This window comes from Streptomyces sp. NPDC048636 (genome assembly GCF_040650655.1).
Taxonomy (GTDB): Bacteria; Actinomycetota; Actinomycetes; order Streptomycetales; family Streptomycetaceae; genus Streptomyces.
This window is the reverse complement of record NZ_JBEZHR010000006.1, coordinates 368,236-392,665: the sequence shown is the minus strand read 5'-3', so window position 1 is coordinate 392,665 and position 24,430 is coordinate 368,236. Positions and strand designations below refer to the sequence as shown.

Sequence of the window (24,430 nt, the reverse complement as noted above, 5' to 3'; positions counted from 1 at the left end):
ACGCGTTAAGTATAGTCCGACACCAGCAAACGCTTTTACTAGTGTCCACGAGGGGACAATGGCAACCCATGCACAACCCGCCCCTGGTCTGCCCGCGCTCGGCGGCGTCCTCGGCTTCGGCGCATTCCTCGCCCTGCTCAACAGCACGGTCGTGGTCGTGGGGGTCGATCGGCTGTCCAGGGAGCTGGACGTACCGCTCGGCCAGATCCAGTGGGTCAGCACCGCCTATCTGCTCGCCCTCGCGGTGGCCATTCCGGTGGCAGGCTGGGGCGCCGACCGGTTCGGCGGCAGGGCGGTCTGGCTGGCCGCCCTGGGCGTCTACCTGGCTGGCAGCGTGCTGGCCACCGCCGCCGGTTCCGTGACGGTGCTCGTCGCGGCCAGGGTGGTGCAGGGATTCGGCGCGGGCATGCTCGAACCGGTCATGCTGGCGATGCTGACCACGGCCGCCGGGCCGCACCGGGTGACCAGGGTGCTCAGCCTGATCCAGATCCCGATCACACTCGCCCCCGCGCTCGGCCCACTGGTCGGCGGACTCATCGTCGACCAGCTGTCCTGGCGCTGGCTGTTCGGGATGAACCTGCCGCTGGGGCTGTTGGCGCTGGTCCTGTCGCTGCGGGTACTGCCTCGCGACCGCCCCGCGGCCGGGACCACCGCACGGCTGGACGTTGTCGGCCTTCTGCTGCTCTCACCCGGCCTCGCGGTGCTGCTGTATGGTCTCACCCGCGCAGGTGAGGGTTTCGACCTCGGCTCGGCGGCGAGCGTCGCGCCGGTGATCGGCGGCACGGGCCTTCTGCTCGGTTACACGGCGCACGCGCTGAGACGGGGGCCCGGCGCGCTGATCGACATCCGGCTGTTCACCGGCGCGAGATTCGCGGCGTCGGGGCTCATCGCCTGCCTGTTCGGCGCGTCGGTCTACGGAATGATGTTCCTGCTGCCGCTCTCTTCCCAGCAGGCGAAGGGCGCGCCCGCCTGGGCGGCCGGTCTACAGCTCGCACCGCAGGGCATCGGGACGATCCTGGCACTGCCACTGGTCGCCACACTCAGCGCCCGTTTCGGCGCCAGAGCCACAGTGGCGGGCGGGATGTCGCTGGCCGCGCTCGGCACGCTGCCCTTCACTCAGGAGGGCGCGCACGCGTCGACCGCACTGCTCGCCGTGTCGCTGCTCGTGCGCGGGATCGGTCTCGGCGCGGTGCTCGGCCCGGCGCTGGCCGCCGCTTACGGCTCGATCACACCGGACGCCGCCCCTCGGGCCAGCAGTGTCCTCGTGGCGATGATCCAGCTCGGCGGCGCGGCCGGCACCGCGCTCCTCGCAGTGGTGCTGCAACGACAGTCCGGTGACGGTGCGTCCGCCTTCGGCGACACGTTCTGGTGGGCCCTGGCGATCTGCGTGCTCGGCGCGCTGCTCGCCATGCGCCTGCCCGGAAAGATCAATGACAGAGGGGAAGTTCATGTCTGAGAATGACAAGTTCGCCGTGGTCACCGGAGCCAGCAAGGGCATCGGGCTGGCCGTGGTGCGAGCGCTGGCCGACGACGGATACCGGGTGGCCGCGGGAGCGCGCACGATCAGCGCGGAGCTGAAGGACAGCGCGGCACTGGCTGTCGAAGTCGATCTGGCCACGCCCGACGGTCCCGGTCGGCTCGTCGATGCGGCGCTCAGCGAATTCACCGCGATCGACCTGCTCGTGAACAACGTCGGCGGCGCCGGGCCACGACCGGACGGATTCCTGTCGGCGAGCGACGAGGACTGGCAGCGCACCTTCGATCTGACTCTGTGGAGCGCGGTGCGCGCCACCAGGGCGGCGTTGCCGAGCATCGTGAAGCGGCGCGGCCACGTGGTGAACATCGGCTCGGTCAACTCACGCCTGGCCCTTCCCTTCCTGGTCGACTACTCGGCCGCGAAGGCAGCGCTGGCCAACCTCGGCAAGGCGCTCGCCGAGGAGTTCGGACCCCAGGGGGTGCGAGTGAACACCATCGCCCCCGGTCCGGTGCGGACCTCGGTCTGGACCGACCCCGGCGGCAGCGGGGAAGCGCTGGCCCGCCAGTTCGGCGCATCGCTCGAGGAGTTCCTTCCCGGCATCCCGGCCGCGACCAACCTGTCGACCGGACTCATGACCGACCCTGACGAAATCGGGGCACTGGTGGTATTTCTCGCCTCCGGGAAGGTGCCGAACATCAGCGGTGCGGAGCTGGTGATCGACGGAGGCATGCTGAAACAGGTCTGAGGCTCAAACAGGTCTGAGCCCGAAGCCAGCGAACGGACGCTGCCCGGATGGGCATCGACCGACGGCCATCCGCTCGGCGACCGCGTGGGGCGGTACCGGTCTTCGGACCCGTACCGCCCCACGACTCGTCGGATCGAGACTAGCCTTCCGATTCCGCCCCCGCGGATTCGGCGGCAGCACGTACAAGGTTCTGCTCCAGTTGCTCCAGGGTGTGCAGGGCCGCGGTGCGTTCGTCGTCCGAGAGGCCCGCCGTCGAGATCTCCTCGAGCTGAGTCCAGACCCCCTCCACCTCACGGCGCAGAGCCTGGCTGGCCGCTGTGGATTCGATGAGCGAGGCGCGCTTGTCGGTGGGCGAGGGCCGACGGCGGACGAAGCCGGCCTGTTCCAGACGCCGGACGGTGCGGGTCATGGTGGCGGCGTCGGAGTCCATCAGCCGCACCAGGTCGGCCTGGCGCTGGGGGCCGAGCTCCCACAGGTGCATCATCACCAGCTCCTGGCCCGGATGCAGGCCGATGCGGCGCAGCAGCTGTCCCGCGAACATCCGGTGCAGGCGGGCCAGGCGGAAGATCGCATGGCTGACCGGCCCGCCTCTGGCGGCGCCGGGCATCGGGACGGTGGCCTCCTGCCCGATCCCCACGGCGCTGTTCCCGGCCTCCGGCGTGGACTGCGTCATTGTTCCCTCATCTTTCCTGCTTGGTCAGCTTGATTCTATCTGCGGGTCGGTAGCCGCGCAGGCTCCCTCCGGTAGCCGGGCACATATACGCAGGTGGGAGCGTGTTATCTCTTTCACATTTGATCCCGGGAATGGATTCCCCGCGCTTACCTGTTCGGACAGGTGATTTACTTGTTCAGACAGGCATCCGCTGCTGCGGGCGGCGGAACGCCTGAGCCACGGACGTCACCTATCCCGAGGAAGCGACCATGACCACTGCTTTTGATCCGATCGTCCTGGGCGGCAAGCGCCTGACCAGCCGCATCGCGATGGCCCCGATGACCCGCAGCCGCGCGTTCGGACCCGGAGCCGAGCCGACGGAGCTGATGGCGACGTACTACGCGCAGCGCGCCAGCGCGGGGCTGATCGTCACGGAGGGCGTCCAGCCCTCGCCGGTCGGCCAGGGCTACCCCGACACCCCCGGCCTCCACACGCCGGGCCAGGTCCGGGCATGGCGGACGGTGACCGACGCCGTGCACCGTGAAGGCGGTGCGATCTTCGCCCAGCTGATGCACACCGGCCGGATCGGCCACCCCCACCTGCTGCCCGACGATCTGGTTCCGGTGGGGCCGTCGGCGGTGGCCGCCAAGGGCCAGGTGTACACGCACCAGGGGCCGCAGGACTTCGTGACGCCGAAGGAGCTGAGCGAGGCGGAGATCCGGCAGACCATCGCCGACTTCGCCGCGGCGGCCCGCAACGCCATCGAGGCCGGGTTCGACGGTGTGGAGCTCCACGGCGCCAACGGCTATCTGATCCACCAGTTCCTCGCCCCCAACACCAACCTGCGTACCGACGCCTGGGGCGGCGGCACCGAGGGCCGGATCCGGTTCGCGGTGGAGGTCGTCACTGCCGTGGCCGAGGCCATCGGGAGCAATCGGGTCGGTCTGCGGATCTCGCCCGGCAACCCGTACAACGACATCGCCGAGGACAACCCGGGTGAGGTCTACGAGGCGCTGCTGGAGCGCCTCGCCGATCTGGACCTGGACCTGGCGTACCTCCACCTGATGGAGGGCCCGGACCGCGACCTGACCGCGCAGCTGCGCAAGATCTGGTCGGGCACGTTTGTCCTCAACCCGTTCACTCATCCGGACGTCACCGGTCCCGACGCGCTGAAGCTGGTCGAGGAGGGGGCGGCGGACATGGTGGCCTATGGGGGGCTGTTCCTGGCCAACCCCGACCTCCCGGCCCGACTCGTCGCCGGCGGGCCGTTCAACACCCCGGACAAGTCCACCTTCTACGGCGGCGACCACCGCGGCTACACCGACTACCCCGTCCTCACCGTGTGAGCGGCGAGGACGCCTCCGTGGCCGCACAGTGAGTCAGAGCGGCTGCGGTCCCCCTTTCCATCTGCCTCCACCTGGGAGTTCCCGATGTCCAAAGCGATCGCCTTCTCCGAGTACGGCGCACCCGAGGTGCTCCGGCTGTCCGAGGTCACCCCGCCGGAGCCGGGCCCGGGTCAGGTCCGGATCCGCGTGCGGGCCGCCTCGCTCAACCCTCTCGATCTGAAGATCCGGTCCGGCGTGATGGCCGACATGATGCCCGCGCACTTTCCCGTGATGCCCGGCCTGGACGCGGCCGGTGTCGTCGACTCGGTCGGCGAAGGAGCCGAGGTGGCCGTGGGCGACGAGGTCCTCGGTGCCACGGTCGGCGGCGGCTACGGCGAATACGCCCTGCTCGACCGGGCAGTGGCCAAGCCCGAGGGGCTGTCGTGGGAGGTCGCCGCGTCACTGGTCACGGTCGGCCAGACCGCGTCGCGCGTTCTCGGGGAGCTGGATGTACGGCCGGGTCAGACCCTGCTCATCCACGGCGCCGCCGGCAGCGTGGGCTTCCTCGCGGTCCAGCTGGCCGTCGCTCGCGGTATCACCGTCATCGGAACGGTCGGCGAGCGCGACATCGAGCGCGTCACGGCGCTCGGAGCTACCGCCGTCCGTTACGGCGACGGTTGGGCGGAGCGGGTGAAGACCGCCGCCCCGGGCGGGGTGGACGTCGTCTTCGACGCCTCCGGCGCCGGGGTCCTCGCCGACTCCGTCGCCCTGACGGGCGACCCGGGAAAGGTCATCACCATCGCGGACATGTCCGCCGCGCAGCACGGCGTGCGCTTCAGCGCCGGTACCGCCGACCAGGGCGGCCAGGTGCTGCCGGAGCTGGTGCGGCTGGCCGCCGACGGCACGCTCACCGTGCCGATCTGGCGCACCTATCCCCTGACCGAAGCCGCGCAGGCGCACACCGACCTGGAAGCCCACCGCAACCACGGCAAGGCCGTCCTGCTGCCCTGACCCTCCTGATACCGCCGCCTCGCATGGTCGGGATGGGCGAGGCGGCCCCTGGGGCCGCGGCCGTCGATCCCCCGGCCGGCCGCGGCCCACCCCTCGCGTACCGCACGACCAGTCCCATAAGGACAAGGACGGAGAACCGACGGCTGCCTGGCCCACCCTCGCCCGGCTGTCGGCCGATACGGATCTCACCGCCTCGTTCGAGCTTCCCGGCCCGACGGAGAACGGCGTCATCCGCCACACCCCGGCCATCCGCCCGGTCCACTTCGGCGAACCGCGCTCCGCCATCGCGCACACCAGCGCCACGATGCTCGCCGACCGGCTCCGCCCCATGACCGGGCCCGCTGCTGCCCGCCCCGGAGCTCCGTTCCAGGACGCAGCACCACACCACGTGACCCACCACTGCGCACAGATCGGAAGAACCATGTCCGCACGTCCCCTGCCCGAAGCCACCTTCGCCCGCACCGTCCTGGGTTCCGGCCCCGGTCTCGCCCTCGCCCACGGCGCCGGCAGCAGCACCGACAACACCTACGGTCCGATCCTTCAGGGCCTGGCCGCCGGCCACACCGTCGTCGGCATCGACTACCCCGGCAGCGGCGAGACCCCCCGCGCCACCGCGCCGCTGTCGCTGGACGACCTGGCCGACCAGCTCGTCGCCGCCGCCGTCGCCGAGGGTCTGGAGACCTTCGCGGTGTCCGGCTACTCGCTCGGCGGCCTCGTCGCCATGCGTGCGGCCGCCCGCCACCCCGAACGCGTCACCGCCCTCGTGCTGACCGCGACCTTCGCCCACCACGACAACCGGGGTGCGCTCTCCGCCCCGATCTGGCGCAAGCTGGCCGAGTCGGGCGACCGCGAACTGCTCGCCCAGTTCCTGACGATGATGGCCCTGGGTGCCGACGCCCTGGAGGCCATGCCGACGGAGCAACTCCAGCAGGCCGTCGCCTTTACCGCCGCCAGCGCCGCCGACGGCACCGCCGACCACGCCGAGCTGGTGCCCCGGGCCGACGTCCGCGACGACCTGCCGTCCATCAAGGCGCCCACTCTGGTCATCTCCACCACCCAGGACTGGTTCACCTCCACCCGCCAGCACCACCACCTCGCCGACAACATCCCGGGCGCCCGGCTGGTGGAGCTCCCCACCGGCCATCTGCCCATGGTGGAACGGCCCGAGGAGTGGCAGAAGCTCATCACCGACTTCCTCGATCAGCACGGTGCCTGAGAACACACCACCTGGGTACCGGACCCGCGACAGCGGGGCCGGTACCCCTTGCTTCACCGCGACTGGCCACCTGGTCGGCCATCGATAACCCCCGTTCAAACGCGGAATCACCCGGCTCGGCGCGGCCGTACCCAGCCCGGCGCCCAGGTCCCGTCCGCGGCGGGGCCGGCCACGGTGGCGGCGAGGTGGGCGCGGAGGGTGGCCAGCGCCGGGTGGGGGTTGTCGCGGTGCCAGAGGAGCGAGTGGGGGTAGACGGGCACCGGGTCGGTCACCGGGATGCGGCGCAGGCCGTGGCCGGTGGGCCAGACGAGGCGGGTCTGCTCGCTCATGAAGGTGGCGAGGGCCGGGGTGTCGGCGATGGTGTCGAGGAGCGCGTCCGAGCCGAAGTTGGGGCCCGTCGCCTCGATGGTGAGGCCGAACTCGGCGACGAGGTCGTCGTAGTAGGCGGCCCACTCGGTGCCCGGGACGATGCCGGGCATCCAGATCCGGTGCCCCACGAGCTGAGCGAGGGTCACCGACCGGGCGCCCGCCAGTGCGTGGGCGGGGCCGGTGAGGAGCTGAAGCGGCTCGTCGAGCACCCGGACGGACTCGATGTCCTCGGGAAGGGGCCGGCCGGGCATGGCGACGGCGCGGAAGGACGCGTCGATCGCACCGGAGCGGATGGCGGCGACGGCCGTCTCGACGTCGAACAGCATCACCACGTCGAGATCGATCTCGGGGTGCGCGTGGTGGAAGCCGCGCATCAGACCCGACGGCGCGATGCGCGAAGCGATCACGTCGACGCGCAGTGGACGGCGGCCGGTGCGCACGGACGCGACCGCGCGCTCGGCGACGCGCAGCAGCTCGCGCGCGTGGGGCAGGAACGCCTGCCCGTCGATGGTGAGCTCGGCGCCGCGCGCGGTGCGGGTGAACAGCCGCACGCCGAGGCCGCGCTCCAGCGCGGCGATGCGCTTGGAGACGGCCTGCTGGGTGATCGACAGGTCGGCGGCGGTTCTCTGGAACTGCCCCGCTTCCGCGACGGCGGCGAAGGTACGTACGGCTTCGAGATCCACGCCGATCCACCTTAGTGAACAACGCATGGTTGTGAATGGCTGGCAGTGCGGTTGTTTGACCTGCTGTTGTGCTGCTCGCTTAGCTCTCCCAAGTCAACATCGGTTTGTTCGGGGGGAGCTCAGCGCATGGTGGGCAGGAGGCCGCTGGGCCGGCAGTTCGGCTGGCTGTGGACGGCATACGCGGTGAGCGCGTATGGGTCCGGGCTGGGATTCGGTGCGTTGCCACTGATCGCCGTGCTGGCGTTGCACGCCAGTCCCGCCGAGGTGTCCGCGCTGTCCGCGGTGGGGCCCGCGGTGGGTGCGCTGATCGCGGTGCCGCTCGCGCCGTGGGTGGAGTTCCGGTGCAAGCGCCCGGTCATGATCATGATGGATCTGGTCCGGTGTGCGGCCATGGCGACGATCCCGGTCGCCTACGCCTTCGGGTGGCTCGGTTTCGTCCAGTTGCTCGTGATCTCGGCCGTGGTCGCCGCAGCCAAGATCGCGTTCAACGCGGCCAGCGGCGCCTACCTCAAGGCCCTCGTCCGGCCGGATGACCTGCTCGTCGCCAACGCGCGCTTCGAGTCGACGAATTGGAGCTCCATCGCGGTGGGGCCACCGCTCGGCGGGGCGGCGATCGGCCTGTTCGGACCGGTCACCACCGTCGTGGCCGACGCACTCAGCTACCTGCTCTCCGCGCTGGGCATCACCGCGATCCGCGGCCAGGAAGAAGCGCCGCGACCGACCGGCAAGAGCCCGGTCCGGGCGGGCGCATCGCTCGACGGCTGGCGACACATCATGGGCCACTCCGGTCTGCGGCCGCTCTACCTCAACCAACTGCTCGTCGCCGGTCTGATCATGGCCACCGAGCCGGTGCTGGCCGTGCTCCTGCTTCGCCAGCTCGGGTTCCCACCCTGGCAGTACGGCCTCGCCTTCGCCGCCCCCTGCCTCGGCGGACTCATCGGCTCGCGGCTGGCCCGCCATGTCGTGACCCGCCACGGCAGGCACTGGGTCTTCCGCACCGTCGGCACCCTGCGCGCCATCTGGCTGATCGGCCTGGTCTTCGTCCGTCCCGGCGTCGTCGGCCTCATCACCGTGATGGCCGTCGAGCTGGCGATCATCATCAACATGAGCCTGTACACCCCGGTGCTCGCCACCTACCAGCTCGAACACACCCCGAAGCATCTCGTGGCCCGCACCCTGTCGGCCTGGTCGATCGGTCAGCAGGCGTCCATCGCCCTTCTCACCGCGCTCGCCGGGCTGCTCGCAGACGCCACCAGCCCACGCACCGCCCTCACGGTCGCGGGGCTGCTCATCCTCACCACCCCGCTGCTGCTTCCCCGACAGGACCAGACGACGCGGCACGAGCCGGAGTTGTCCCGTAGTCCCTTATGAGGCACCGCAACTCGCCACTGGGGCCCGAAGACGCGGACCGCAACGCCCTGCTCGATCGCGTGGAAGGGCCATCGCCGACATGCGCGCACATGGCGGCACCCTCGCCTACGTACGCGTCGGCTTCACCGATGCCGTCTGGGACGCGGTCACGGCCGCCAACAATTCCATCGCCCCGCTCGCCCAACACCGCGTCATGCACCACGAGGACCGTGCCACGGCCATTCACGGGCACACGAACCCGCCCGCCCCCGCCGGGTCTCCTCCGCCCGACCGCCCGAGGGGACGGGCGCCTCGCGGCCCCGCGCCGAGGGCAAATCCCGCGACACCGTTCCAGGTGTCGACTAGCCTCGCGAGGTTGTCCGTCGCCCGTTCAGGAGGAGACCGTCATGGCGCAGCCGTTCCCGCCCCTCGAGCCGTACGCGCACGGCCTCCTCGACGTCGGCGACGGAAACCGGATCTACTGGGAGACCAGCGGGAACCCCGAGGGGAAGGCGGCTCTGTGTGTACACGGCGGGCCCGGCAGCGGAGGGCGCCGTGGCAGTCGCGGCATGTTCGACCCCGAGGTCTACCGGATCGTCCTGTTCGATCAGCGTGGCTGCGGCGATAGCCGGCCGCACGCCTCCGACCCGGCCGTCAGCCTCGATCACAACACCACCGGCCATCTCATCGCCGACATGGAGCGGCTCCGCGAGCACCTCGGCATCGAACGCTGGCTCCTCTACGGCGGCTCCTGGGGCTCGACGCTGATCCTTGCCTACGCGGAGCGCTTCCCCGAGCGCGTCTCCGAGGTCGTCATCGCGGGCGTCACCATGACCCGGCCGGAGGAGACCGACTGGCTCTACCATGGCGTCGGACGCCTGCTGCCCGGCCCCTGGGAGACATTCCGCGACGCGCTGCCGGAGGCAGACCGAGAGGGCAATCTCGTGGCCGCGTACAACCGGTTGCTGGAGGGCCCGGATGAGGCGGTCCGGCTCAAGGCAGCGCGGGACTGGTGCACTTGGGAGGACGCGGTCATCGCCCACGAGGCACTCGGCCATCCGGGCGCCTACAGCGACAGAACCGACAACGCGCTGATGGCCTTCGTACGGATCTGCGCGCACTACTTCGCCAACGATGGCTGGCTCGAGGCCGGCCAGCTGCTGCGCGACGCGCACCGGCTGGCCGGGATCCCGGCGGTGCTGGTCCACGGCCGACTCGACCTGGGCAGCCCCCTGAAATCCGCGTGGGAGTTGTCCAAGGCATGGCCGGACGCGGAGCTGAAGGTGATCGACGACTCCGGGCACACGGGCAGTCCCGCGATGCGGGACGCGGTCCTGGAGGCGATTTCGCGGTTCGGCAAGAACGGGCGGTGACCCGCTCGTGGTGCGGTGTGGCTCGCTCGCTCCCGAAGAACCCGCGCGGGCCACACGCGGCGCGACGTGGTGGAACGGTGCCGTGACCGGCTGGAGCAATAATGGCGGCGCGCTGCCGTATATCACACGACCGCCGCATCTCGCACCCCCACTGATGTGAACGCGACATGCGACAACAACGCCGTACCGGCCCGGCACGCGCCCTCTCCACCACGAGCCGCCCACACGACGCTCAGCGGGTCACTCGACAGGGGGCGGCCCACCGCGATCGGTCGCTCAAATCACGGGCCTGGTCTACTGATCCGGATCGGCGGGCCAGGCAGTGCGACCGTGCGGGAGGTGGAGGGCGAGCGTCTCGAGAGCCCCCCGGTGCCGTCGGTGCCCTCGCCGTGGCGACCCAGGCGATCACGGCCCTTCCGTACAGCATCCGGGGGCCGCAAACACCAGGCACATCCCCACTCTGCCCGGCCCTCTCATTGACTTGATCATCACGCTGGCGAAAACTCCTCCCCCGGACGGCATCGCGATCTCCAATCCATGACCGTGGATCGTGGTCCCCAGCTGTAGGTGAGCATGTTTCGGCCCGGCGCGTCGCCGGCAGGGCGTCGGCCGGTACGCAGTGCCACCTGGCTTCCGCATGTTCCGGCTTCACCAGTGGAAAGGGCTGCTCTCGCCGATGACATCGTTGTCCAACTCCGCCTCTTCGGCCGCGGCTCCCCCGGCTCCACAACCCTCCTCGGCCCCGTCTGACGGCGCAGCGCGGTCGGCCGATCGGCCACCGCTGTCTTTCGGCCAACGTCGGCTATGGGCGCTTTCCCAGCGGGAGGGTGCCAGTGCCGCGTACAACGAGCCGATGGCCTTCCGGCTGAGGGGGCCGCTGGACCGGCGGGTGCTGCGTCGGGCGCTGGACGCTCTGACCGCCCGGCATGAGGCGCTGCGGACCCGGCTGGTGCCGTTCGAGGGCGAGGCATACCAACAGGTCGATCCCGCCCACATCGGCTTCGCCCTGGTGGTGGACGATCTGATCGGCTGCCCTGACGCCGAGGACCGGCTGGCCCGGCTGCTGCACCGGGAGACGGTGCAGCCGTTCGACATGGCCACGGAGCCGCTGGCCCGCGGTCGGCTGGTGATGCTCGGTCCGGAGCACCACGTCATCGTGCTGACGGTGCACCATGCGATGTTCGACGGTTGGTCCCGGAGCATGATGCTGCGCGAGACCGGGGCGCTCTACTCCGCCATGCTGCGTGGCGAGCCGGATCCGCTGCCACCGGCACGGTGGCAGTACACCGACTTCACCCGCTGGCAGCGGGAGTGGATGGCCGGTGAGGAGCCCACCGCCCAGGAGGAGTACTGGGCCGAGAATCTGGCTGACGCACCTCCGCTGCTGGAGCTGCCGACCGACCGGCCACGTCCGGCCGAGCAGGACCACACCGGCGACCGGGTGCACTTCGAGATCGGCCCGGAGCTGACCACCGCGCTCAAGGCGGTCACCGAGGAGCACGAGGGATCGCTGTTCTCGACCCTGCTGACCGGCTGGTCGATCGTGCTGTCCCGGCTGTCCGGGCAGCAGGACCTGGTGGTGGGCACCCCCACCGCCAACCGTCGGCGCGGCGATGTCGGCGGCATCATGGGCTTTGTCGTCAACACCCTCGCGCTGAGGGTGGAGTTGGCGGAGGCGCCGACCGGCTCCGCATTGCTGCGGCAGGTTCGGACCACGGTCCGGGCCGGGGTGAAGAACGTCGACCTGCCGTTCGAGCGGGTGGTGGAGCTGGCCAACCCGCCGCGCAGCGCCGCGCACACCCCGTTGTTCCAGACCATGCTCGCCTGGGTTCCGCCCATGGAGGCGATGATGGAGCTGTCGGGGGTGGCGGTACGGCTGCTGCCGATGCCGTTCGCCCCGGCCAAGTTCGACCTGGTGCTCGCGCTGGAGGAAGCGGACGGACAGATCGTCGGGGATCTGGACTACGCCACCGCGCTCTTCGACCGGGAGACCGTCGCGCGCCACTTGCGCTATCTGGTCCGGGTGCTGGAGCAGCTCGCCCGGGAGCCCGGACGGCCGGTCACCGCGTACACGCTGCTGGACGAGGCGGAGACGGCCGAACTGCTGGCCGACTGGGACGCCACCGGTGGTCCGGCGAACACGGCCGCGACGGCACCCGGCGCCGCTCCGGGTACGGAGGGGTCCGGTCAACCGGCCGGGCTGGTCCAGCGGTTCGAGGCGTGGGTGCGGTCCGCTCCGGCGGCCACCGCGGTGGTGGACGGCGACCACCGGCTGACCTACGCCGACCTCGACCGGCGGGCCAACCGGCTCGCGCACGCCCTGATCGCCCGCGGGGTGCGTCCGGACCAGGTGGTCGCGCTGCACACCGGCCGGTCGGCGGAGTTGGTGGTCGGTGTGCTCGGCATCCTCAAGGCGGGCGCGGGCTGGCTTCCCCTCGATCCGGGTCAGCCGGTGGAACGGCTGGCCGCGATGGTGGCCGACGCCCGGCCCGCTGTGGTGCTCACGGACCAGCATGGCGCGTCGGTCGCCGACCGGCAGAGTGCGCCGGAGGACTGGTACCCGCTGACGGATGTCGAGGCCGAGGGCGAGCGGGACCGCGCACCGGGCATCGCCGTCCCGCCCTCGTCGCTGGCGTACGTGATGTACACCTCCGGCTCCACCGGCCGGCCCAAGGGTGTCGCGGTGACCCACGGCAATGTGCTCAACCTCTTCGACCAGTGGCTGGCCCGGTTCGGCGCCACCCCGGGCGAAGCCACCTCGGCCTGGTCCAGCATCGGGTTCGACGCCTCGGTGCACGAGCTGCTGCTGCCGCTGACCACCGGCGCCGAAGTCCACCTGGTTCCCGAGGAGTTGCGCGGTGACCCGGCCGCGCTGATGGGCTGGCTCGGCGAGCACCGGGTGGTGCAGGCATTCCTGCCACCGGCGTATGTGCGGTGGATCGACGAGGACCCCGGGGCTCGGCTGGCCGGGCTGGCGCTTCGCCAGTTGCTGACCGGGGTGGAGTCACTGCCCGAGGCGGCACTGCACCGGATGGCTTCGGTCCTTCCCGGGCTGCGGATCTGCTTCGGCTACGGGCCCACGGAAACCACGCTGTACAGCACCGCCTACCTCGATCCGCGACCGGTGGACCGGCCGTGTCCGATCGGCCGGCCATTGCCCGGTACCCGGCTCTATCTGCTCGACGAACGGATGCGGCCGGTGCCGCCCGGTGTGGTGGGCGAGGTGTACATCGGCGGGGCGAGTGTGGCTCGTGGCTACCTCAACCAGCCGGAGCTGACCGCCGAGCGGTTCCGCAGCGACCCGTTCGTCGCCGGTGGCCGGATCTACCGCACCGGTGATCTGGCGCGCCGACTGCCGGACGGAAACGCCGAGTTCGTGGGCCGCCGAGATGACCAGATCAAGCTGCGTGGCTTCCGGATCGAGCCGGGCGAGGTGGAGGCGGCCCTGCTGGCGCTGCCGGGGGTGCGGGAGGCCGCGATACTGGTCGATCGCGACCCGGCCGGTGAACCACGGCTGGTGGCCGGTATCGGACGTGGCGAGGCGCCGTCCCGGCAGCCGCACGAGTGGCGGGCGGCGCTGGCCGAGCGGCTGCCGGACTACATGATCCCGGCGGTCTTCGTGGAGTTGCCCGGTCTGCCACTGGGGCGCAGTGGCAAGCTGGACCGGGCGGCGCTGCTGGAGCGGGCACGGGCGGCGCTGCCCGCACAGGTCAACACCGCGACCCCACGCGACCATGTGGAGATGGCGCTGCGCCGGATCTGGTCCCGGCTGCTGCTCCACCCCGACATCGGCATATCGGACAGCTTCTTCGATGTCGGCGGCACCTCGATCTCGGCCATCAAGATGGCGCACGCGATCAGCGAGGAGTTCGGCGAGACGCTGCCGATCCGGGAGGTGATCCGGCATCCGACCATCGAGGCACTCGCCGAACGGCTGCGCCGGGGCGCCTCCGGGGCGCCGGGCACGAATCTGATCGAGTTCCGGGCCGGTGCCGGACGACGGCGGCTGATCTGTGTACATCCGGCAGGCGGTACCGCCTTCTGCTATCTGCCGCTGGCCGGGGCGCTCCCCGAGGACATCGGGGTCTGGGGCATCCAGGCCCCGGGCATCAACCCGGATGAGGCGCCGCTTCCCACGATCGAGGCGATGGCGCAGGCGTACGTGGAACTGATCGACCCCCACCCGGACCAGTCGTTGCTGCTGTGCGGGCTGTCCTACGGCGGCCTGATCGCGCATGAGATGGGCCGACGGCTGGCGCTGGCCGGCCACTCCCGGCTGAGCGTGGTGCTGCTCGACACCCAAGCCACGGACGACCCGGCCGAGCGGGCCGCGATCCAGCCGGTGGAGTACGAGGAGTTCACCGAGAAGCTGGTGCGGTTCAACGGTATGTACCCGGGCATCGAAGCCGACCAGCTCACCCGGTACTTCGAGACCTATAACCACAGCCGGATGACCGCCCGCGCACACCAGCCGCGGCCGACCACGGCCCGGCTGACCCTGGTCGAGGCAGCCGCGGACGGGCCAGGGGCGTCGGGCCCGCACCCGACCCGCGAGTTCTGGCACCGGCGAGCCGGTACGGGACTCACGGTGGTGCCGCTCGACTGCGGCCACTGGGAGCTGCTGGAGGGAGCACAGGTGTCGACGGTGGCCAAGGTGATCGTCGCGGAACTGGACCGGCTGGACGGCGCGGAACCTGTCGGCCCGGCGGTGCCCTCCGTAGCGCTGGAGTTCTGATGACACCTTTGAACAACGGCCGGTCCCCCGCCGAGCGGCCGAGCCCCGCAGGTGGGCCGAGCCCGGCCGAGGCACCGGCGGACGGTGTACCGGCCATGGTGGCGACCGGTCTGGCACACGGCGTTCACCTACAGGCGCGGCTCACCCCCGGCGCGAGCGCCCTGGTGGACCAGGACCGCCGTTTCACCTACGCGGCGCTGGACGCGGCGGGCGCCGACGTGGCAGCGGCGCTGCGCGGCCACGGGGTGCGCCCCGGCGACGCGGTCGCGGTCGGTCTGCCCCGCTCCTGGCAACTGGTCGTGGTGGTGCTCGGCGCACTGCGGCTCGGCGCCCGGGTGGTACCGCTCGACACGCAGAGCCCGCCGGAGCGACAGGCGCACATCCTGACGGACTCGGGCAGCGTGGTGCTGGTGCACGGCGACACGGCACCGGAGGATCCGCCGGCCACTGTATGTCCGCTGTCGGCGGCCCGGCTGCTGACGGGCGTATCGGACCGGACCGAGCTGGGCGACGGCCCCGCACCGGCCGCATCGGACGCCACACACCCGACGAGCGGACCGGAACCGGTGGCGGCGGATGGCCCCGTTGACGGGTTCCCGGAGCGGCCGGCCGGGCTGGTCCTGTACACCTCCGGTACCACCGGTCGACCCAAGGGTGTGGAGCTGCCGGAGGCCGGTGTGCGGCGGATGGCCCGGCCCGGCTGGCTGCCGCTGGAGGCGGGGGCGCGCTTCTCCTGCCTGTCCAACCCGGCGTTCGACGCGATCAACTTCGAGATCTGGACACCGCTGCTGACCGGCGGTTGCTGTGTGGTGCTGCGTGACGAGGAGGTGCAGTCACCGCACCGGCTCGCCGCCGCGCTGCTGCGCGAGCGGATCGACACGGTGCTGGTCACCACCGCGCTCTTCCACGCCGTGGTGGACATCGTGCCCTCCTGCTTCGCGGGCGCGCGGCAACTGCTGGTCGGTGGCGAGCAGCTCAACCCGGCCGTGGTGCGGCGCTGGTACGAGCACAACGCCGGTGGTGCCACCGTGCTGCGCAACGCCTACGGGCCCACTGAGGTGTGCACCATCGCGCTCAGCCACCCACTCCCCCGGGACTTCGACGCGGATGTGGTGCCGGTCGGACGGCCGATACCGGAGACCGGGGCACTGCTGGTGGTACCGGGCTCCGAACGTGTCGCCGAACCGGGCGAGGTGGCCGAGCTGCTGCTGTCCGGGCCGGGCCTGGCGACCGGCTATCGCAACCTGCCGGAGGAGACAGCCCGGCGGTTCGTCCGGCTGCCCTGGTACGACGGCGGCCGGGAGCGCTACTACCGTACGGGCGACCTGGTGCGGGCCGATCCCGATGGCGTGATCAGCTATCTGGGCCGGGTGGACCGGCAGGTGAAGGTGCGCGGCTTCCGGATCGAGCCGGCCGAGGTGGAGCGGCGGATCGCGGCGCACCCGGCGGTCCGGCAGGCGTATGTCTGCACCCGGGAGCATCCGGAGACCGCCGGACACGAACTGCTGGCCTATCTGGTGGCCGCCCCGGAGCTGGACTTCGAGGAGTTCGACAGGCATCTGACGTCCGCCGTACCGGCCTATATGAGACCGCATCGGATGTACCGGGTCGATGCGCTGCCGCTGACCGGCAACGGCAAGGTGGACCAGGGGTCGCTGTTGCGCCGTGCGGACCGCCCGTGGCAGCGCGCGGCCGACGCGGGTCCGGCCACCGTGGTCACCGCCCGTCAGCGCGAGGTGCTGGAACTGGCCGAAACAGTGCTCGGCACCTCGGGGCTGCGCCCCACCGACCGATGGATATCCAGCGGCGGCGACTCGCTACGGGCACTGCGGTTCCGGTTCGAGATCCGCCGCCGCTGGGGGCATGAGCTGGGCCAAGCGGCGGTGCTGCACACCGACTTCGCCACCATCGCCGAGGCGATCGATGAGGCCGGTGCAGGAGCCGGACCGCGCTATCCGGTGCCGGCCGCGCCGTCCGGTGCCACCCGTGCTCCGGCCACCAGCGAGCAGCAGCGGCTCTGGCTGCACCAGCAGCGTTTCCCCGCCTCCCGTGGTTACACGGTGGGCCAGACGCTGTGGCTGGACGGCGCGGTGGACCGGGCCGCGCTGCGCCGGGCGCTGTGCGGTCTGGTGGCCCGTCATCCGGCGCTGCGTACCGGGTTCGAGGCGTCGCCGGACGGTCTGCTGCAAGTGGTGGGCGAGCCGTACGATCCGTGGACCGAGCCGGAGGGTGCGGCGCTCGCCGATCAGGTGGCCACGTCCGGTGGTGCCGAGGCCGCCTCCGCCGATGACGTGGCCATGTCCGCCTTCGTCGACCGGTTCTTCGCCGAGCCGCACGATCTGACGTCTCCCCGGATGCTGGCCGCATGCTGGCTGCCACGGCCGAACGGCGGCACGCTGCTGCTGCGGCTGCATCACATCGCCGTGGACGGCTGGTCGTTGACCGTCCTCTTCCGTGACCTGTCGGCCTGCTACGCAGCGGCGCTGAAGACGCCGGATACCGCTCTGCCGGAGCTCTCCGCCGCGCCCACCCCGCTGGACCACGCGGCCTGGCAGGCCGACTGGTTCGCCAGCGACGGATACCAGGCGCTCCGCGCCGGGCTGCGCGAACGCGGGAACGCCGAGGAGGATCCGGATGAACCACTGCTGCCCGCCCGCCATCAGCCAAGCCCCGAGGGCCGACTGCTGCACACCGCGCTGGACCCGGACCGCCGTACCGCGGTGGACCGGCTCTGCGGCGAACTGGAGCTGAGCCGCTTCGAGTTGCTGCTGGCGGTGTTCGCCTGGAGCCTGTACGCGGTCACCGGCCGGACCCGGCCGCGGATCGCCACGCCGGTCACGGGCCGTCCTGTGCAGGAGTTCGAGTCGAGTGTCGGGATGTTCGCCAACACCGTGCTGCTGCCGGTGGCGGTCGTGCCACGTGGCGAGCTGCGCGCCGAACTGCTGCGGCTGGGCGCGGCGGTGCGCGAAGCCCTGGAGTGGCAGGATGTGTCGTTCGCCGATGTGCTGGAGGACCGTGCGCATCCGGCCGGCCGGTCCCCGTTCGACGTACTGTTCGTCCTGGAGAACACCGACTTCGGCGCGCTGGAACTGCCCGGGATCACCGCCCGGCCGAAGTGGCGGGCACCGGCCGAGGCCAAGGTGCCGCTGACCGTCTCGCTGGTGGAACACCCGGACGGTTTCGACTGTCTGTGGGAGTACGCCGCCGACCACTTCGCGGCAGCCGAGATCGAAGCCATGGACCGGCTGTTCCGGGCGGGGCTGGACCTGCTCGCCACCGGCCGGTCCGGTACCCCCGCCGAGGTGGCGGCCCCCTACCGGCGCGGGTTGCCGGAGTTCGGGCGTGGCACCGAGCCTGTCGAGGGCTGGACCACGGTGGCGGAGGGTTTCGCCGCCCAGGTCGCCCGGACCCCGGACGCACCGGCCCTGATGGCCGCGGACGGCCCGATCGGCTACGCACAGCTGGACCGGTGGGCGGCCGCGCTGGCCAGGGAACTGCGGGCCGGTCATCCCCTGGCGGCGGCCGATGACACGCGGCAGCGGCATGTGGCGCTGTACCTGGAGCCATCGGTGGAACACGTGGTGGCGCTGCTGGCGCTCGCCCGGCTGAACTGGACCGCGGTGCCGCTCGACCCGGCCTACCCGACCGCGTTGCTGCGGCAGATCCTGCACCAGGTGGACCCGGTGTGTGTGCTTCTCGCACCGGGCGGCGGGACGGCGTTCGACGAGGTGGACCCGGATGGCACGGCACGCCACACGATCACGCTGGAGGAGGGCGAGCCCCCCGCCGTACCGCTGCCGCCGCACGCCGGCCGTCCGCTGTACACGCTGTTCACCTCCGGCTCCACCGGGGTGCCCAAGGGCGTCCAGGTCTTCGACCACACGCTGGCCAATCTGCTGCACTGGCAGGTGGCCCAGGGCGGTCTGGGCGCACCGGCGGTGACCCAGCAGTTCTCCATGCTGTCCTTCGACGTCTCGTTCCAGGAGATCTTCACCACCCTGTGCGGTGGTGGCTGTCTGCATCTGGTGGAACGCGGTTGGCGGCAGGACGCCCCGGCACTGCTCGACCAGCTGGAGTCGGCGGGCGTGGAGCGGATCTTCATGCCGTATGTGGCGCTGCAACTGCTGGCCGAACACGCCGTCCACCTGGGCCGCTATCCGTCCCGGTTGCGGGAGGTGGTCACCGCGGGCGAGCAGTTGGTGTGCACGGACGCCATCCGCCGCTGGTTCGCCGGTCTGCCGGGTGCCCGGTTGTTCAACCACTACGGGCCGACCGAGACACATGTGGTCAGCGCGTTGTGCCTGGCCGGTGACCCGGCGGACTGGCCGGAGCGCCCGGCCATCGGTGTCCCGGTGGCCGGTGCGCTGCTGCGGGTGGTGGACACCACCGGCGAGCCGCTGCCGCCCGGTTGCGTCGGTGACCTGCTGATCGGCGGCACCATGGTGTCCCGGTGCTATCTGGGCGACGGCGCGCTGAACCGGGAGCGCTTCGTCGAACTGCCCGGAGCGGGGCTGTTCTACCGCAGCGGGGACCGGGCCTCCTTCGGCCATGACGGGCTGCTGCACCACCACGGCCGGGACGACCAGCAGATCAAGCTGAGCGGCCACCGGCTGGAGCTGGGACAGGTGGAGGCGGCGCTGCTGCGCCACCCCAGGGTGGTGGGCGCGGTGGTGGCCCCCGAGGGTGGCGGGCTGACCGCCTGCCTGGAGTGCCGCGATGACGTCCCTTCAGCCCAGGAGCTGACCGACCACCTGGTGCCGCTGCTGCCGCCGCATGTGCGTATCGACCGGTTCCGTCGTCTGGCGTCGCTGCCCCGCACCCCGAGCGGCAAAGTGGACCGCCGGGCGGCGCTGCGCACCGTGGGCGAGGAGCTGTGGCGCGCCGCGGCCGACGGGCAGCGGCTCTCGGAGCGAGAGAGCGAACTCGCGGCCGCGTTCGAGACGGTGACCGGTGTGCCCATCGGCCCGGACCAGACGTTCTTCGAGGCCGGCGCGTCCAGCCTGGCGCTGATGCGCTTCCACCTGCGGTGCACCACCACGCTTGGCCTGCGGTTCGGGATCGCGGACCTCTTCGAGCAGGTCACGGTACGTGCGCTCGCCCGCTTCGTGGACGGAAGCGGGGCAGGCTCACCCCGCGACACCGGTAAAGGCGACACCGGTAAAGGCGACACCGTGGACCGGACCGCGTCGGCCGAGGGGGCGGCGGGCCACTCGTCATCGGCAGAGGTGGCGGGCCGGGAGCCCATCGCGGTGGTCGGGATGGCGGTACGGCTGGCCGGTGCCCCGGACCTGCGGGCCTTCTGGGAGATGATCCGGCACGGCGGCCGTGGCATCGAGTACTTCGACGCCCCGGACGGGCTGGTGGGCGCACGCAGCCAGATGGACGGGCTGCTCGACTTCGACCCGGAGCACTTCGGCATCAGTCGGCAGGAGGCCCGGCTGATGGATCCACAGCAGCGGCATACGCTGATGACCTGCGTCGAAGCGCTGGCGCACGCCGGGATCGCCGACACCTCGGCCCTTCGGGTCGGGCTGGTGGCCAGTGCGGGCGAGAACACCTACTTCCAGGCCATGCTGCGGCAGAGCGACCCGGACCGGTTGCCGGACGAGTTCCAGCTCGCGCTCCATCACGAGAAGGACTTTCTGGCCACCAAGGCCGCCTACCACCTCAATCTGACCGGCCCCGCCTTCACCGTCCAGGCGGCGTGCGCCAGTTCGCTCTTCGCCGTACATGTGGCCGCCGGTCTGCTGCGGCAGGGCGACGCCGAGGTGATGCTCGCCGGTGGGGCGCTGGTGGACATCGGACTGAGCGACGGTTACCGCTACCGGCCGCAGCACATCTACTCGGTGGACGGCCACTGCCGGTCCTTCAGCGATGACGCCACCGGCACCGTCGGCTCCAGCGGCGTGGGCATGCTGGTGCTCAAACCGCTGAGGCTGGCCCGCGAAGCCGGTGACACGGTCTACGCGCTGGTCACCGGGTCGGCGGTGAACAACGACGGCTCGGACAAGCTCGGTTACAGCGCCCCCGCGCTCGCGGGCCAGCGCGAGGTGATCCGTACCGCCCTGGGCCGCAGCGGACGTACCGGCGCCGACCTCGGCTATGTCGAGGCACACGGCACCGGCACCCGGCTGGGCGATCCGGTCGAAGTCGGCGCGCTGCGCCAGGCGTTCGAGGTGCCGGATTCCGGCCGTACCGCACTGAGCTCGGTCAAGAGCCAGATCGGCCACCTGGGCGCGGCAGCCGGTGTGGTCGGGCTGGTCCGGGCGGCGCTCTCCGTCCACCATGGCCTGATCCCGCCCACCCTGGACTTCCGCGCTCTCAACCCACAGCTCGGCCCCGACCCGACACCGTTCTACATACCGACGACCGCACTGCCCTGGCCGGTGGACCGGCCGCGGGTGGCGGCGGTCAGCAGCTTCGGCATCGGGGGCGCCAACGCGCACGCGGTGATCGAAGCGGGCGAGCCGGGACGGCCGGTCGACGCACCACCGAAGTGTCTGCTGCTCTCCGCCTCCAGCGAGGTGGCGCTGCGCGCCGACGCGGAGCGCATCGCCGCCTACCTCACGGAGCGCCCGGAGGCGTACCCGGCGGTGCTGCGCCATCTCCAGGCCGGTCGGCCCGCCCGCCGCTGGCGGATGGCGGCGGTCTGCCCGGACCCGGACTCGGCCGTGCGGTGGCTGCGCACCGCCACCGGCACCGCCGTACAGCCGGGTACCGCCGAGCCGGTCCCGGCTGCGGACCTCGGCGCGCCACGGCTGGTCGCCGACTGGCTGGCCGGTCGGCCGATCGCCTGGCCCACGAGTCCGGCGCAGGCTCCGTGGGACTTCCCGCCACCGGCCTTCGCCAGGGCCGAGTACACCATCGAACGGGCCGCGTCCGCACCGGGGTTGGCCGGTACCGGCTGGCCCGTACGGGTGGCCGAGGAGGGGTGGCTGCATCAGCCGCACTGGGTCCGGTTCCGCCGGGCGGGCGCCACCGCCCCGGCCGCCGCCTCTCACCCGCTGGTCCTGGTCACGGACGGCCCGGCCGACCCCGAGGAGGTACGGGCGCTGCGCTCGGTCCGGCCGCGGGTGGTGCTGGTGGCGGCGGGGGACGGGTTCGCCCGGCTCGGCGACGACTCCTACCTGGTGGACCCGGCCGACCCGGCCTCGCTCGGCGCGCTGCTGGACGCGCTCGGCGACCTGGGCACCGTGGACTGGCTGCACGCGTTGCCACTGAGCGTGGCCGGACCGGTCGACGCCGACCGGCTGCACCGTGCCCGCCGGGCCTGTCTGGACGCGCCGGCCGCACTGATACGGGCGGCGGCGGGCCGGAGTGGTCTCACACTGCGCCCGGTGTGGCTCTCATACCGGGCCCGACCGGTGGACGGCCCGGTGGACCGGCCCGAGTTGGCGCTGCTCGGCGGCGTCACCGAGGTCGCCCCGCAGGAGGGCGCCACCGCGGGACACTGGGTCGATCTCCCGGCCGCCGCACCGACCGGCTGGGCGGCACCGCTCGCGGCGCTGCTGGCCGCCGATGAACGACTGCCCGCGCATCTGGCGCTGCGCCACGGCTACTGGTGGCGGCAGACCACAATGCCGGTACCCGAGCCCACCGACCACGCCGTGGTGGCGAGCGCGGCGGATACGGTCCACCTGGTACTGGGCGGCACCGGCGGAATCGGCGCCACGATCGCCGGGTGGCTGCTGGAGCGGACCGCCGGCCGGGTGCTGCTGCTGGCCCGGCGGCCGGAGCTGCCCGACGCCCTGGCGCCATGGGCCGACCGGATCGAGTTGGTCGAGGCCGACCTGACCACCGACTCCCCGGATCGGCTCACCTCTCTCGTCGCCACCCGTATCGGACGGCTGGACACCGTGGTGCACGCCGCCGGCGCGGGCGCGGGAGGGCTGATCGCGCGGCGCGACCCGGCCGTGGCACATGCGGGCTCGCTCGCCAAACTGCACGGCGCGCTGCTGGTGGAGGGCCTGATCGAGCGATTCCGCCCACAACTGGCCCTCTACTGCTCCTCGATGGCCGGAACGCTGGGCGGGGTCGGCCAGCTCGACTACGCCGCCTCCGCCGGGGTGCTGGACGCCTTCGCCCACCACGAGCCGGACGGCGACGGCGAGGGGACGACGCTCCGGCTGGCCATCGGCTGGGATGTGTGGCGGGAGGCCGGAATGGCGCTGCGTGCCCCGGCCGCGGACGTCCGCCACCAGGCCCATCTCGCGGTCGGGTTGACGGTGGCGGAGGGACGCCGGGCCCTGGCACGGGCGCTGGCCGCGCGACTGCCGCAGGTGCTCGTCTCCACCACCGAACTGGCGGAGTCCCGCGCCTTCTACGCCGGGCCCGCGCCCGTCCCGGCCACCACGGCGGCCGCACCGGACGCCGTCCCGGTGGACGACGCCGTACCGGACACCGGGGGTTCGCGGCCGAGTCCCGCGGAGAGCGGGAGTGAACCGGCCGGGCTGCTGGGCGACTGGCTCTGCGAGTGGCTGGGGCTGGACAGCCTCGACCCGGATGCCTCGCTCTACGACCTGGGCGCCGACTCACTGACCCTGCTGGACCTCATCGGCGAGATGAAGCGCCACTTCGACGTGGAGCTCGATCTGGCCGAGCTGAGCCACCAGGTGTCGCTGACCGAGGTGCTGACGCTGCTGGACCGGGCCCGCTCCGCGGTGTCCGCCTCCAGCGGCACGACCGGGGCAGCCGATGAAGCCTCGGCGGCCGGATCACAGGTCACGCTCGAGGTGTGGCAGCAGGGCACCGGCACCGAGGTGCTGTGCCTGGTGCACCCGGTCGGCGGAGACATCCAGGCGTACCGCGCGCTGGTCGCGGGCCTCGATCCGCGGCTGACCGTGGCATTGATCGCCGACCCGGCGTTGCGACGGCCCGGTGGCCCGGAGTGGACCCTCACCGAGCGAGCCCGCCACTACCACGCGGCACTGGAGACGCGCTTCCCGGCCGCCGGCTGGCACCGGCAGCTGGCCGGGTGGTCGTTCGGCGCCTGGGTGGCCCTCGGCATGGCCGCCGAGGCGGAAGCGGCCGGGCGGCCCGTGGAGGTGCTCCATCTGCTGGACCCGCCACCGCCCGGCTCCGGTCGGCTCTACCAGACGTACGGCGAGGGCGAGTTGCAGGCGCTCTTCGCACATGAGCTGGGAGTCGGCGGGGGCGGCCGGGACGGCGAGGCGGCCCAGGAGTACGCCGAACGGCTCACCCGGCGCTGTCTGGCCAACCTCCGTGCCATGGGCGACCACCGGCTTCCGCTGCTGACCGCGACCCCCGCCCGGGTGTGGCTGGCCCGGCTTCCGGTGCGGGACCTGCCGTCGCTCGGCTCACCCGTGGAACAACGCGAGCTGTGGCGGGCCCACCTGACCGCCCCGAGCGACTGGGAGGAACTGGAGACCACCCACTACGGCCTGGTCCGTCCGCCCCATGTGGAGGCGATCACGACCGCCGTCAACGCCGTCCACCCCGACGTGGACGGTCAGCGCTGACGGTGTGCACCGGCC

The 24,430-nt window shown here is 71.8% G+C and carries 11 protein-coding genes; 9 read left to right on the top strand and 2 right to left on the bottom strand.

The annotated features are described in order from the left end of the window. The first annotated feature begins 58 nt into the window (after nt 1-58). Together AB0C66_RS19475 and AB0C66_RS19470 are read left to right on the top strand one after the other, a co-directional pair. Entirely contained in the window at nt 59-1,456 is a 1,398-nt protein-coding gene (locus AB0C66_RS19475) for a DHA2 family efflux MFS transporter permease subunit (protein WP_362439647.1), read from the top strand. Beyond that, nucleotides 1,449-2,222: an SDR family oxidoreductase gene (locus tag AB0C66_RS19470; protein ID WP_362439644.1), complete on the top strand. Its 774-nt coding sequence runs from the start codon at nt 1,449-1,451 to the stop codon at nt 2,220-2,222. The genes AB0C66_RS19475 and AB0C66_RS19470 overlap by 8 nt, the downstream gene beginning before the upstream one ends. A 139-nt stretch (nt 2,223-2,361) precedes the next feature. Here AB0C66_RS19470 and AB0C66_RS19465 read toward each other — a convergent pair whose 3' ends face one another. Next, complete coding sequence (locus tag AB0C66_RS19465) at nt 2,362-2,895, bottom strand: MarR family winged helix-turn-helix transcriptional regulator (protein ID WP_362439641.1); 534 nt, start codon at nt 2,893-2,895, stop codon at nt 2,362-2,364. Nucleotides 2,896-3,143: 248 nt separating this feature from the next. Between AB0C66_RS19465 and AB0C66_RS19460 the strand changes: the two genes are divergently transcribed. The 3 genes from AB0C66_RS19460 to AB0C66_RS19450 all read left to right on the top strand — a co-directional run bounded on the left by AB0C66_RS19460 (nt 3,144) and on the right by AB0C66_RS19450 (nt 6,426). Further along, the gene (locus AB0C66_RS19460) at nt 3,144-4,220 is read left to right on the top strand and encodes an alkene reductase (protein ID WP_362439638.1); all 1,077 of its coding nucleotides are present in this window, start codon (nt 3,144-3,146) and stop codon (nt 4,218-4,220) included. Between the two features lie 84 nt (nt 4,221-4,304). Next, nucleotides 4,305-5,210 carry an NADP-dependent oxidoreductase gene (locus tag AB0C66_RS19455; RefSeq protein WP_362439635.1) on the top strand — a complete coding sequence of 302 codons (906 nt, stop codon included), beginning with the start codon at nt 4,305-4,307 and terminating at the stop codon, nt 5,208-5,210. 421 nt (nt 5,211-5,631) lie between these two features. Next, nucleotides 5,632-6,426: an alpha/beta fold hydrolase gene (locus AB0C66_RS19450; protein WP_362439632.1), complete on the top strand. Its 795-nt coding sequence runs from the start codon at nt 5,632-5,634 to the stop codon at nt 6,424-6,426. 107 nt (nt 6,427-6,533) lie between these two features. Here the strand turns inward: AB0C66_RS19450 and AB0C66_RS19445 are convergent, their stop codons facing one another. After that, nucleotides 6,534-7,478, bottom strand: a complete 945-nt coding sequence (locus tag AB0C66_RS19445) for a LysR family transcriptional regulator (protein WP_362439629.1) — start codon at nt 7,476-7,478, stop codon at nt 6,534-6,536. Nucleotides 7,479-7,604: 126 nt separating this feature from the next. Here AB0C66_RS19445 and AB0C66_RS19440 point away from each other — a divergent pair, with 126 nt between their 5' ends. The 4 genes from AB0C66_RS19440 (at nt 7,605) to AB0C66_RS19425 (ending at nt 24,415) form a co-directional block, all read left to right on the top strand. Then, complete coding sequence (locus tag AB0C66_RS19440) at nt 7,605-8,849, top strand: MFS transporter (protein WP_362439626.1); 1,245 nt, start codon at nt 7,605-7,607, stop codon at nt 8,847-8,849. A 386-nt stretch (nt 8,850-9,235) separates the two neighbouring features. Next, complete coding sequence (pip, locus tag AB0C66_RS19435; protein ID WP_362439623.1) at nt 9,236-10,201, top strand: prolyl aminopeptidase; 966 nt, start codon at nt 9,236-9,238, stop codon at nt 10,199-10,201. Nucleotides 10,202-10,982: 781 nt separating this feature from the next. Then, nucleotides 10,983-14,936, top strand: coding sequence for an amino acid adenylation domain-containing protein (locus AB0C66_RS19430; protein ID WP_362439979.1), 3,954 nt, complete (start codon nt 10,983-10,985; stop codon nt 14,934-14,936). A 95-nt stretch (nt 14,937-15,031) separates the two neighbouring features. Further along, nucleotides 15,032-24,415, top strand: coding sequence for an amino acid adenylation domain-containing protein (locus AB0C66_RS19425; protein WP_362439976.1), 9,384 nt, complete (start codon nt 15,032-15,034; stop codon nt 24,413-24,415). Nucleotides 24,416-24,430: the final 15 nt, after the last annotated feature.